Source organism: [Flexibacter] sp. ATCC 35208, assembly GCF_001975825.1.
In the GTDB taxonomy this organism is placed as follows: Bacteria; Bacteroidota; Bacteroidia; order Chitinophagales; family Chitinophagaceae; genus Chitinophaga.
Map to the genome: position 1 here is coordinate 89,816 of NZ_MTKN01000004.1, position 12,500 is coordinate 102,315.

Genomic DNA, 12,500 nt, shown 5'->3' on the forward strand with positions numbered 1-12,500 from the left:
CCGGCTATAGCCATCGAAGCTGTATATAATTGTCGCGGTTGATGATCCGGCTAAAGTCATCGAAGCCGTATATAATTATCGCGGTTGATGATCCGGCGGTAGCCGGATCATCAACCGCTCCCGGGCGAATGATTTCCTGCCGGAGGCAGGAAATCATTCGCGAGACAGGAAAATCACCGGCGAGACAATTATCCGCGAGACAGAAAAAAATCTGACAGAACATTTGTAATTTCAAATAATTCGACAGATATTTGTTTCGCAAATAAAGCAAATCAAACAAATCATGACCACATTCATTACAAACAATCATTGGCGTTGGCACAATATCAGTTCCTGATAATGTGTTACAGTGCCATGATCCGTAGTGATCGTATATAATTCGAAGGCTCGCTGTTACACAGCGGGCCTTCTTCGTTTTAATACCTAATCAAAATCAAATGGGTAGTATTCAAGTAAAATCAAGATCAAAGCAAATGCTGGCAGATGTATTCACCCCTGTGGGCATCTACCTGCGTCTTCGTGACCGGTTCCCTGGCTCCGTACTACTGGAAAGTACCGACTACCGCGCCAGTGAAAACAGCTATTCTTTTATCTGTATCAAACCGATCGCAGGCATCGAAGTAACCAGCACCAACGACTTTGAATTCAAGTATCCTAACCTCCCGCCAGAAAGGAAGCAACTCAAAAGCCGCCAAAGCGTACTCGACGAGCTTCAGAAGTTCCTCGGCAACTTCTCTTTCGCTGACAAACCAGTCCTGCCCGTCGTTCACAGCTTATTTGGATACAGTACTTTCGACTCCGTACAATTCTTCGAAACAATAGAATTCAATAAGAATAAAGCAAACGGGAACACCATCCCCCTTATGCGCTATCGTTTCTATCAATACGTGATCGTCATTAACCACTTCAAAGATGAACTGTATCTCTGCGAAAACAGTGTAGATGGCCTGGACAGCGACTTTGAACTGATAGAATCACTGATCCGCTCCAAAGATGTACCGAACTACCACTTCACAGCTACAGGAGATGAGCAGAGCAATATGACCGATGAGCAGTACATGGAAATTGTTGAAAAAGGTAAACAACACTGCTTCAGAGGAGATGTCTTCCAGGTAGTATTATCCCGGGCTTTCAACCAATCCTTCAGAGGCGACGAATTCAACGTCTACCGCGCACTCCGCTCCATCAACCCTTCCCCTTATCTCTTCTTCTTCGATTACGGCGATTACAAATTAATGGGTTCTTCTCCCGAAGCCCAGCTCATCATCAAAGATGGTAAAGCCACCATTCACCCGATAGCAGGCACTTTCCGCCGTACCGGCAATGATGAGGAAGATCGTAAACTGGCAAAATTACTGCTGGAAGATCCAAAGGAAAATGCAGAACATGTAATGCTGGTCGATCTGGCACGTAATGATCTGAGCCGCCTCGCTACTGATGTAGTCGTAGACTCTTACCGCAATATCCAATATTACTCACACGTCATCCACCTGGTAAGCGAAGTATCCGGCAAGGTACAGAAGGGTAATCCTTTCTCCCTGCTGGCAGCTACTTTCCCTGCAGGTACCCTATCCGGCGCACCGAAATACAGGGCTATGCAGATCATTGACGAATACGAACCTACACAACGTGGTTTTTATGGTGGATGTATTGGTTCCGTAGGTTTCAACGGTGACTTTAACCATGCCATCATGATCCGAAGTATCCTGAGCAAATCAAATGTCCTGTATTATCAGGCAGGTGCCGGAGTGGTTGCAAAGTCCGTAGCCGAATCGGAAAAAGATGAAGTGAACAATAAACTGAATGCATTAAAACAGGCCATTCTGTTGGCACAAAAAATCTGACATGAACATTCTTGTGTTTGATAACTACGACTCTTTTACATATAACCTGGTACACCTGGTGGAAAAGATCATCAACGGCAAAGTCAGTGTATTCCGTAATGATGAAATTCCATTAGAGAAAGTAAAAGACTATGATAAGATCATTCTCTCTCCCGGTCCTGGTATTCCGGAAGAAGCAGGTATGCTGCTGCCCCTGATCAAAGAATATGCAGCTACCAAATCCATATTCGGCGTATGCCTTGGCCAGCAGGCCATTGGCGAAGCTTTTGGCGCCAGTCTGATCAACCTGAAAGATGTATACCACGGCGTAGCCACTCCTGTAAACATCATCAGCAGGGAAGGCAGATTATTCAACGGCCTCCCCGACCAACTCGAAGTTGGCAGATACCACTCCTGGGTAGTAGATGAAAAAACATTGCCATCCAGCCTTACCGTTACTGCAAAGGACGACAACGGCTATATTATGGCACTGCAACATCAGCAATATGATGTGAGCGGCGTACAGTTTCACCCTGAAAGTGTACTCACACCGGAAGGGGAAAAGATCATCCGTAACTGGTTAAATGCATAAATCCCGGGATTATGAAAAAGATACTGAATTACCTTTTTGAACATAAAACATTCACCCGCAGCGCAGCCAAGGAGATACTGATCGGTATTTCCAAGGGGATGTACAATGAAAGCGAACTTGCTGCTTTCATGACCGTATACCTCATGCGCAGCATCACTGTAGAGGAACTGCTCGGCTTCCGCGATGCCCTGCTGGAACTCTGCATCCCTGTCAACCTGAATGGCTACAATGTACTGGACATCGTAGGTACAGGTGGCGATGGTAAAAATTCTTTTAACATCAGTACCCTCTCCTGCTTTATCGTAGCAGGTGCAGGTGGTAAAGTGGCCAAGCATGGTAACGTAGGTGTATCTACGATCAGCGGCGCCTCTAACCTGATGGAGACTGCTGGTTATAAATTTAAGAACGACGATGCGAAGCTGCGTACGGAACTGGAAGAATCCGGTGTTTGTTTTCTGCATGCACCGCTTTTCCACCCTGCACTGAAAAATGTAGCAGGTGTACGTCGCCAGCTGGGTGTGCGCACCTTCTTCAACGTACTCGGTCCATTGGTGAATCCTGCTTTTGCACAGCACCAGTTGATTGGAGTATATAGCCTGGAACTGGCCCGTGTGTATAACTACCTGTTTCAGCAGACGGACAAGCAATATGCCATCGTGCATAGCCTGGACGGATATGATGAAATCTCGCTGACCTCGGATACCCGTGTCATCACCAACAAAGGTGAGCGTGACTGGACCCCTGAGCAGCTGGGTAAGCGCAAGGTTTTTCCTGAAGATATCTACGGAGGCAACTCTATTGAAGAAGCCGCCAAAATCTTTATGAAAATTTTAAAGGGCGAAGGTACCTGGGCACAAAATGCAGTAGTCATGGCGAATGCCGCTATGGGCCTGCATACGCTGGGCAAGTACCCGACGTATGAAGAATGTTTCCTGGCAGCTGTAGAGTCGCTGGAATCCGGTGCCGCACACAATTCTTTTAAGAAGTTGATAAGTTTGCAGTCATGAAAAATATCCTTACTGAAATAGTCGCACATAAACACGTGGAAGTGGCCGCTCGTAAACTGCAACGCCCGGTAGCCGAGCTTGAACAGTCATCCACTTTCAAACGTGAGCCTTTGTCATTGTCCAGCTTTCTGCTGAACCCTGAGAAAACAGGCATCATCGCAGAATTCAAAAGGAAGTCTCCTTCAAAGGGGCTGATCAATGGCACCGCCACTGTACATGATGTGACCATGGCCTATACCCGCTATGGGGCTTCTGGCCTGTCAGTATTGACAGATGAGCAGTTCTTTGGTGGTAGCTCAGACGATCTGGTACAGGCGCGTGCAGCGAATAATATTCCTGTGCTGAGAAAGGATTTTGTGATCGATGAATACCAGATCCTGGAAGCAAAAGCGATCGGTGCAGATGTTATTTTGCTGATAGCAGAATGTCTGACTAAAGAAGAAGTAGCAAGATTAGCCGCCTTTGCACACAATTTAGGACTGGAAGTATTGCTGGAAGTACACAGTGGTGATCAGCTGGACAAGGTGACAGATCATATTCAGAACGTAGGTGTGAACAACCGTGACCTCACTACTTTCAGGGTTGATTTCAACCGCAGCTGCGAACTGGCGTCACAGATCCCTGCCGGCAAATGTAAGGTAGCGGAGAGCGGTATCAGCAACACGGATAATATTGTGACGCTGAAGAAAGCCGGTTTTAACGGTTTCCTCATCGGCGAACACTTCATGAAGACAGAAAATCCTGCAAGGGCATTTGAAAACTTTGTAACGGAGCTGTCCGGTAAACTGAAAGGATAAATGATGCAACTGAAAGTATGCGGTATCACCAGAAAAGAGGACCTGGACAAACTGGTCGAACTGGGTGTACACTACGCCGGCTTTATCTTTTATGAGAAATCGCCCCGCTTTGTAGGGAATAAACTGGATGCCCGCACCGTGCGGGAAACGAAGGGGATCCTGAAGGTAGGTGTGTTTGTAAATGCACCATTGGAGCAGGTAAAACAGCTCATCGGCAGTTATGGACTGCACCTGGTACAATTGCATGGCGACGAAGATCCTGCATACTGTGCAGCATTGCAGGCATTGGTTCCTGTGATCAGGGCTTTCAGGATTGGTGAGGATGTGAACTGGGATACACTGGCAGCGTATGTACCTGTGACCAACTACTTCCTGTTCGATACCGCTGCCGGTAAGGCGTACGGTGGTACAGGTAAATTATTTAACTGGGAGTTGCTGCATACCTATCCGTTCGATCATCCGTTCTTCCTCAGTGGCGGCATTGGCCCTGAGCAGCTGGAAGACCTGCTGGCATTTGAACACCCGGCATTGTTTGCAGCTGATGTGAACAGTAAATTTGAGACTGCACCGGGAGTGAAAGATATGGTGAGCGTGCAGCAGTTCTCCACAAAGATTTTATAAACTTATTTAAAATAATCAAGCATGAAGATCGCTGACAATACGCTGGGCTTACCCTATCATGTAGATGAAAAAGGCTTCTACGGCCGCTTTGGCGGTGCCTATGTGCCAGAGATGCTCTTCCCCAACGTGGATGAGTTACAGAAAAGGTACCTGGAAATTCTGCGTGAACCGAGCTTCCAGCAGGAGTTTGAACAATTGCTGCGGGATTATGTAGGCCGTCCTTCTCCTTTATATTTTGCAAAGCGCCTCTCTGAAAAATATGGTGCACAGATCTACCTGAAAAGGGAAGACCTGAATCATACAGGTGCACATAAGGTAAACAATACAATTGGTCAGATACTGCTGGCAAAGCGACTGGGCAAAACCCGCATCATCGCTGAAACCGGTGCAGGTCAGCACGGGGTAGCGACAGCTACAGTGTGTGCCCTGATGAATATGGAATGTGTGATCTACATGGGTAGCATCGACATCCAGCGCCAGGCGCCGAACGTAGCACGTATGAAAATGCTGGGTGCTACAGTAGTAGCTGCAACCAGTGGTAGTCAAACGCTGAAAGATGCGTGTAACGAAGCTATTCGTGACTGGATCAATAACCCTGTCACTACCCATTACATACTGGGTACAGCAGCTGGTCCTCATCCATATCCTGATATGGTGACCCGTTTTCAATCCGTGATCAGCGAAGAGATCCGCAAACAGCTGGAAGAAAAAACCGGCAATCCGAATCCGAATTATGTAGTGGCCTGTATAGGTGGGGGTAGCAATGCTGCCGGTACTTATTACCACTTCCTGAACGAACCGGATGTGAAGATCATTGCTGTGGAAGCTGCGGGCAAAGGAGTTCATTCCGGCCACTCTGCAGCTACTACGCAACTGGGTAAACTGGGTATCATCCATGCAGCGAAAACACTGCTGATGCAGACAGACGACGGACAGATCACTGAACCATATTCCATTTCCGCAGGTCTGGACTATCCTGGTATCGGTCCATTGCATGCACATTTGTATGAGACCGGCCGTGGTACTTTCCTGGCGGCAACAGATGATGAAGCCCTGCAGGCAGCTTACGAGCTGACCAGACTGGAAGGTATTATCCCTGCACTGGAATCCAGTCACGCACTGGCGAAACTGGGTGAAATTCCTTTCAAACCATCAGACGTTGTAGTCGTATGTCTGAGTGGTCGTGGTGACAAGGATATGGAAACATACATTCGTAATCTGCCCAATAAATAAATTATTTTATGAGCAATCGTATAGATCAGTTATTTGCCGGTAAAAAAAATGGCATTCTCAATATATACTGCACAGCGGGTTTCCCGGAATTGAATGATACACTGCCAGTGATGACGGCGCTGCAACAGCATGGTGCAGACCTGATAGAACTGGGCATGCCTTTCTCCGATCCACTGGCCGATGGTCCGGTGATACAGGAGAGCAGCAGCCGTGCTATTAAAAATGGGATGGGCCTCCGTGTATTGTTGGAGCAATTGAAAGACTTCAGGAAAAGCATTCATGTACCTGTGGTCCTCATGGGGTACCTGAACCCGGTATTGCTATACGGCATTGAAGCTTTCTGCCAGAAATGTGCGGAAGTAGGGGTAGATGGTCTGATCCTGCCTGACCTGCCAATGGACGAGTACGAAAATGAATATAAAGCGGTCTTTGAACACTACGGTTTGCACCTGATCTTCCTGGTGACACCAGAGACGAGCGAAGCACGCATCCGTAAGATCGACAGCCTGAGCAAAGGATTTATTTACGCTGTATCTTCTTCTTCTACCACTGGTACAGACAAGAATATGGGCCACCAGCAGGCATATTTTGAAAGACTTGAAAAGTTGCAGTTAAAGAACCCTGTATTGATCGGGTTTGGTGTCAAAGATAAAGCTACCTTTGCGGCGGCCTGTGCACACAGCAATGGTGCAATTATAGGTACTGCCTTTATCCGCGCTATAGAAAATGCGACCAACATCGACACTGCTGTCAAAGACTTTATCAGCAGCGTAAAATAGTTTTTATGAAAACGGTAATCATCAAGTACAACGCCGGTAATATCCGCTCTGTATTATTTGCACTGGACCGCATTGGCGTGGAAGGTGTGGTAACAGATAACCCGGAGGAAATCCGTGCTGCAGACAGGGTGATCTTTCCAGGAGTAGGAGAGGCGAGCACCGCCATGAACTACCTGAAAGAAAGAAAGCTCGACCTCCTCATCAAGGACCTGAAGCAGCCTACACTGGGCATTTGCCTGGGTATGCAGCTGATGTGTAAACACTCAGAAGAAAATAATACACCCTGCCTCGGCATTTTCGATGTGGAAGTAAAGAAATTCCAGTCACCGGTAGATAACCTGCTGAAGATCCCTCAGATCGGCTGGAACAATATTACAGGATTGTACAGCTCTATATTTGAGCATGTGGGTGAAAACAGTTACATGTATTTTGTACACAGCTACTATGCGGCCTTGTGCGCGGATACCGTAGCGACTACAAACTATGTGATCAACTACAGCAGTGCCCTGCAGAAAGATAATTTCTATGCGGTACAGTTCCACCCGGAAAAGTCAGCAGATGGAGGACAGCAAATTCTGGAAAACTTCCTGAAGATCCAATAAACAATGCAGGTAAGAAGAATCAATACAGTCGATACACTCACCCTGCGCAGGGATGTGTTGTATCCTGATCAGTCGCTGGATGCCGTGAAGGTAGAAGGTGATGATGATGGCCTGCACTTTGGATTGTTTGAACAATCTACACTAGTCGGTGTCATTTCTTTGTTCCTGGAGCGGGCAAGTGCCCGTTTCCGAAAGCTGGCTATTTCTCCGGCTTGTCAGGGAAAAGGTTATGGCAGCATATTGTTAGCTCATGTGGAAGACTTTTGTCGCCGGGAACGCATTCCTTCACTGTGGTGCGATGCCCGCAATTCGGCATTTGGCTTCTATGAAAAGAGAGGCTATGTATACGACAGTGCGCCTTTTAAAAAAGGGAATAATACATTTCGCAAAATGAAAATTGAACTTGGTCAGGCATCCGCACAAAAATTCAGCGTGATTCCGGCAATCGATATTATAGATGGTAAATGTGTACGCCTCACACAGGGAGATTATGCACAGAAGAAAGTGTATAATGAACATCCGCTGGAAGTGGCGAAAGAGTTTGAAAGCATTGGCGTGACCCGCCTGCACCTGGTAGACCTGGATGGGGCTAAGAAGGGGAGTGTGGTCAACTGGAAAGTGCTGGAAGCGATCGCTGGCCATACCAGCCTGGTAGTAGACTTTGGGGGAGGTATCAAGACAGAAGACGACCTCCGCATTGTGTATGAAAACGGTGCAGCACTGGCTACTATCGGTTCTATCGCTGTAAAGGAACCTGAGCTGTTTTTTAGCTGGGTGAAAGCGTATGGTGCAGACAAGATTTTCCTGGGTGCAGATGTAAAGGAAGAAAAGATCGCCGTAGGCGGTTGGCTGGAAACGACTGACCTGACTATTTACGATTTCCTGGAATCTAATATCAAAGAAGGTGTGCATCACATCTTCTGTACAGATATCGCGAAAGACGGTTTGCTGCAGGGGCCTTCCATCCCACTGTACAAAAAGATCCTGGAGCGTTTTCCCAACATTGACTTTGTAGCCAGCGGTGGTGTGAGCAATATGGATGATATCTATGCACTGCAGGAAGCAGGTTGCAATGGTGTGATCGTAGGGAAAGCGATCTATGAAGGAAAGATCTCAATGGAAGAGTTGAAACAATTAATGAAGTAAACAACACAAGCCATGTTGACAAAACGTATCATACCTTGTCTGGACATCAAAGATGGCCGCACAGTAAAAGGGGTGAACTTTGAAAATATCCGCGATGCGGGGGATCCGATTGAATTGGGTGCCCTGTATGCGCAACAGGGAGCGGATGAACTGGTATTCCTGGACATCACTGCTACCAACGAGCGTCGTAAGACCCTCTCTGAACTTGTGAGAAGTATTGCCAGGCATGTGAACATACCGTTTACAGTAGGAGGGGGCATCTCATCTGTAGAAGACGTAAGTGTATTGCTGCAGAATGGTGCTGACAAGATCTCCGTAAATACGTCTGCTTTCAGGCGTCCTGAGCTGGTCGATGAACTGGCAAGGGAATTTGGCAGTCAGTGTGTGGTACTGGCGATCGATACCCGTTTTGAAGACGGGGATTGGTATGTATACCTGAATGGCGGCCGTGTGAAAACGGATGTAAAATGCTATGACTGGGCTAAGGAAGCGGTGTCAAGAGGAGCGGGCGAGATTCTGCTCACTTCTATGAACAACGATGGTACCAAGCAGGGTTTTGCATTGGACATCACCGGCAAGCTTTCTCAGAACCTGAATGTACCGATCATTGCCTCCGGTGGCGCAGGTACCATGGAGCACTTTACGGATGTGTTCGAAATTGCCCAGGCCGATGCAGCATTGGCGGCAAGTATTTTTCACTATAAGGAAATCGAGATCCCGGCCCTGAAGACATATCTTTATCAAAAAGGTGTGAACATCAGGTTCTAATAAATAGCTACTTTTGCACTGCTAAAGTCAATTTTAAAGAGCGCACCAAATGTATAATTACAAGCAGATAGATTTTCAAAAATCAGCAGACGGACTGGTACCTGCCATCATACAGGATGCCGCTACTCACAAAGTTCTGATGCTGGGTTATATGAACCAGGAATCCCTGGACAAAACCCTGCAGGAAGGGAAAGTCACCTTCTTCAGCCGTTCAAAACAAAGGCTGTGGACAAAAGGAGAGGAGAGTGGTAACTTCCTCACGCTCGTAGACCTGCGGGTAGACTGCGACAACGATACTCTTCTTATCAAGGTAAACCCTGCGGGTGTAGTATGCCATACAGGTGCGGACACCTGTTGGGATGAAAAGAATATCTCCAACGATTTTCTGTCCAAACTGGAAACCGTCATCAACGACCGGAAGAACAACCCTTCTGACAGCTCTTATACTTCCAAACTCTTCGCCAGGGGTATCAATAAGATTGCCCAGAAGGTAGGGGAAGAAGCGGTAGAAGTGGTGATCGAAGCAAAGGATGACAGTGAAGAACTGTTCCTGAATGAATCAGCCGATCTGCTGTTCCATTACCTGGTATTGCTCAGTGCCAAAGGCTACCAACTGTCTGACGTACTGGGGATATTGCAGCAAAGACATAAGTAACACAAATATTTCATATATTAGGGCGTGAAAAGACTTACTGTTATCTGCGCCGCAGGCGTACTATGCTCACTTTCCATCACTGCACAGCAGGTATCCGGTTCCCTGAAGGGAGCGGAGGGCAAAAAGCTGTATCTCTATAGTGATGACGACAACAATCCGAAGGATTCCCTCGTCATTAAAGAAGATGGCAAGTTTACCTTTAATACCGATGCGACCAAAGCACCAGCGGTGAACGCCCTGGTACTGGAATCTGTGAATAATCCCCTGTTGTTTGTAACAGGTAAAGAGAAGACTTCTTATGTGCTCACGGCTGCTGACTTCCCGATTGCGACTTCTATGAAGGGTAGTGCGGATGACAAAGCCATGCAGGAATACCAGAAGGCCTTTGCTCCCTTGCTGAAACGTGCGGGAGAACTGAATGCAGAAGCCAAAGGCATTAATCCTGACGATGAAGCTGCCAAGCAGGCTTTTCGTGATAAAGCAGGTAAATTCAGCGATGAAGTAATTGCCACCGGAAAGAAGCTGGTAAAAGACCATCCAAAGGAAATAGCCAGCATCTGGGTATTAATGAATGAGTTGCGTAGCCGTTTATCTCCTGAAGACTTTGAAGCATTATATACTTCTCTCGACGCGGGGCTGAAAGAAACCAAGTATGGCAAATCAGCGGGTAAGTACCTGCATGATCTGAAAGGTGAAACAGAAGTGGTTGAAGCAGAAGACTTTGAACAGACCGATGTAAATGGCAACAAAGTAAAGCTGTCTTCTTTCAGAGGTAAATATGTGTTGGTAGATTTCTGGGCCAGCTGGTGTGGACCTTGCCGCCAGGAAAACCCGAATGTGGTAAAAGCTTATAACAAATTCAAAGACAAGAACTTCACTATACTTGGGGTGTCTCTGGACCAGGATAAGGAAAGTTGGGTAGCTGCTATCAAGCATGATAACCTGGACTGGACACAGGTATCGGACCTGAAGGGATGGGGTAACGAAGCTGCCCGGTTGTACAACATCAACGGGATCCCTGCGAACCTGCTTATAGATCCAAAGGGTCGGATCATAGCCCGCAACCTGAGAGGGGCGGCGCTGGAAGAGAAGCTCGCCCAGATACTGAAATAAGTAAGTAAGAAAGATAATAGCTGAAGCCCGCTCTGCGGGCTTTTTGCGTTTTTAGGCCGCTTATCACAATACCTTTGATTATCCTGATGGTAATCGGGATTTTTGTTATAAAATCAGAAACTAATGAAGTCAGTAATATTGGCCGCGGCGCTATTGTCGCCCGTGGTCTTAGTTGCGCAGGACAAGAAAAATGAGCAACCCTTTACCATTGAGGGATCTGTCGCGCAACTGCAAAAGCCAGCTAAAGTTTATCTGAGTATCCGTAATTCAAGTAAGAATAAACTGGATAGTGCAGAAGTAAAAGATGGTAAATTCTCCTTTACAGGTAGTTTGGAAGAGCCGATGATGGCCAGCCTGCTGCTAAAAGTACAGGATCCGTCGGCACCCGAGCTCACAGGACCGGTAAAAAAGGATATCCTGACCGTATTCCTGGATAAGGGAAAGATGAACATCTCTGCACAGGATTCTATCAGTAAAGCGACCGTGACTGGTTCCAAAGCGAACGACGATTTTAAGCAGCTGAATGAGAACCTGAAAGATGTAAGCAGCCAGATGCAGGAATTACAACAGCAGTACCGGCAGTTGTATATGGCGAAGGATGAAGAGGGAATGAAGAAGCTGGAGCCTAAATTTGATGAACTGGAAGCTAACCAGAAGACGATTCTGGGCGATTACCTCAAAAGTAATAGTAGTTCCCCGATAGCATTGTTTGTACTGAACCAGTATGCTGGTTATGAAATAAACCCTACCGAGATCACGCCTGTATATAATAAGCTGAGTAAGACATTGCGCACAAGCCCTTCCGGAAAAGAATTTGCAACAAGACTGGAATCTGCCCGTAAAACCGCGATAGGGCAGCCAGCGATGGACTTTAGTCAGCCTGATGCCGATGGCAAGCAGATTAGTCTGGCTTCATATAAAGGTAAGTATGTGTTGGTTGATTTCTGGGCGAGCTGGTGTGGTCCTTGCCGTGCTGAAAATCCGAATGTAGTGAAGGCTTATAGCCGGTTTAAAGATAAAGGGTTTGACATTTTAGGCGTGAGCCTGGATGATAAAAAGGATAAGTGGCTGGCGGCTGTGCAGGCAGATAACCTGCCATGGACACATGTAAGTGATTTGAAAGGGTGGAAGAATGTGGTGGCAGAGCAGTATGGGATCAGGGCGATTCCCCAGAATTTGCTGTTGGATCCGAAGGGGGTGATTATAGCTAAGAATCTTCGTGGGGATGCACTCGAAAAGAAATTAGAAGAAGTAATTAAATAGGCCAAATCAAAAAGGTTTTGCCTCTGGCAAAACCTTTTTGATTTGGAGGCGAAATGGTTCTGGTGGCGAAAGCCACCAGAACCATTTCGGTTTTTAGGAAA

Annotated in this window: 13 protein-coding genes; all 13 read left to right on the forward strand. The window is 46.9% G+C overall.

The window, feature by feature from the left end; all coding sequences use genetic code 11:
• Nucleotides 1-437 precede the first annotated feature (437 nt).
• The 13 genes from BW716_RS04450 to BW716_RS04510 all read left to right on the forward strand — a co-directional run bounded on the left by BW716_RS04450 (nucleotide 438) and on the right by BW716_RS04510 (nucleotide 12,399).
• Nucleotides 438-1,844, forward strand: a complete 1,407-nt coding sequence (locus tag BW716_RS04450) for an anthranilate synthase component I family protein (protein ID WP_083721318.1) — start codon at nucleotides 438-440, stop codon at nucleotides 1,842-1,844.
• A gap of 1 nt (nucleotide 1,845) precedes the next feature.
• Entirely contained in the window at nucleotides 1,846-2,415 is a 570-nt protein-coding gene (locus tag BW716_RS04455; RefSeq protein ID WP_083721319.1) for an aminodeoxychorismate/anthranilate synthase component II, read from the forward strand.
• Nucleotides 2,416-2,426: 11 nt separating this feature from the next.
• Complete coding sequence (gene trpD, locus BW716_RS04460; protein WP_083721320.1) at nucleotides 2,427-3,422, forward strand: anthranilate phosphoribosyltransferase; 996 nt, start codon at nucleotides 2,427-2,429, stop codon at nucleotides 3,420-3,422.
• Nucleotides 3,419-4,219 (forward strand): indole-3-glycerol phosphate synthase TrpC, encoded by an 801-nt coding sequence (gene trpC / locus BW716_RS04465; RefSeq protein WP_083721321.1) that lies wholly within the window; start codon nucleotides 3,419-3,421, stop codon nucleotides 4,217-4,219. Before trpD ends, trpC begins: the two co-directional genes overlap by 4 nt.
• Nucleotides 4,220-4,840, forward strand: coding sequence for a phosphoribosylanthranilate isomerase (locus tag BW716_RS04470; RefSeq protein ID WP_083721322.1), 621 nt, complete (start codon nucleotides 4,220-4,222; stop codon nucleotides 4,838-4,840).
• A 21-nt stretch (nucleotides 4,841-4,861) separates the two neighbouring features.
• Entirely contained in the window at nucleotides 4,862-6,073 is a 1,212-nt protein-coding gene (trpB, locus tag BW716_RS04475; protein ID WP_083721323.1) for a tryptophan synthase subunit beta, read from the forward strand.
• Nucleotides 6,074-6,081: 8 nt separating this feature from the next.
• Nucleotides 6,082-6,852, forward strand: coding sequence for a tryptophan synthase subunit alpha (trpA, locus tag BW716_RS04480; protein WP_083721324.1), 771 nt, complete (start codon nucleotides 6,082-6,084; stop codon nucleotides 6,850-6,852).
• A gap of 5 nt (nucleotides 6,853-6,857) precedes the next feature.
• Entirely contained in the window at nucleotides 6,858-7,454 is a 597-nt protein-coding gene (gene hisH, locus BW716_RS04485; protein WP_083721325.1) for an imidazole glycerol phosphate synthase subunit HisH, read from the forward strand.
• 3 nt (nucleotides 7,455-7,457) lie between these two features.
• Complete coding sequence (gene hisA, locus BW716_RS04490; protein ID WP_083721326.1) at nucleotides 7,458-8,600, forward strand: 1-(5-phosphoribosyl)-5-[(5-phosphoribosylamino)methylideneamino]imidazole-4-carboxamide isomerase; 1,143 nt, start codon at nucleotides 7,458-7,460, stop codon at nucleotides 8,598-8,600.
• 12 nt (nucleotides 8,601-8,612) lie between these two features.
• Nucleotides 8,613-9,368 carry an imidazole glycerol phosphate synthase subunit HisF gene (gene hisF / locus BW716_RS04495; RefSeq protein ID WP_083721327.1) on the forward strand — a complete coding sequence of 252 codons (756 nt, stop codon included), beginning with the start codon at nucleotides 8,613-8,615 and terminating at the stop codon, nucleotides 9,366-9,368.
• 49 nt (nucleotides 9,369-9,417) lie between these two features.
• Nucleotides 9,418-10,023: a bifunctional phosphoribosyl-AMP cyclohydrolase/phosphoribosyl-ATP diphosphatase HisIE gene (hisIE, locus tag BW716_RS04500; RefSeq protein WP_083721328.1), complete on the forward strand. Its 606-nt coding sequence runs from the start codon at nucleotides 9,418-9,420 to the stop codon at nucleotides 10,021-10,023.
• Between the two features lie 24 nt (nucleotides 10,024-10,047).
• Nucleotides 10,048-11,136, forward strand: coding sequence for a TlpA disulfide reductase family protein (locus BW716_RS04505; RefSeq protein ID WP_083721329.1), 1,089 nt, complete (start codon nucleotides 10,048-10,050; stop codon nucleotides 11,134-11,136).
• A 123-nt stretch (nucleotides 11,137-11,259) separates the two neighbouring features.
• Nucleotides 11,260-12,399: a TlpA disulfide reductase family protein gene (locus tag BW716_RS04510; protein ID WP_083721330.1), complete on the forward strand. Its 1,140-nt coding sequence runs from the start codon at nucleotides 11,260-11,262 to the stop codon at nucleotides 12,397-12,399.
• The last annotated feature ends 101 nt before the right edge of the window (nucleotides 12,400-12,500 follow it).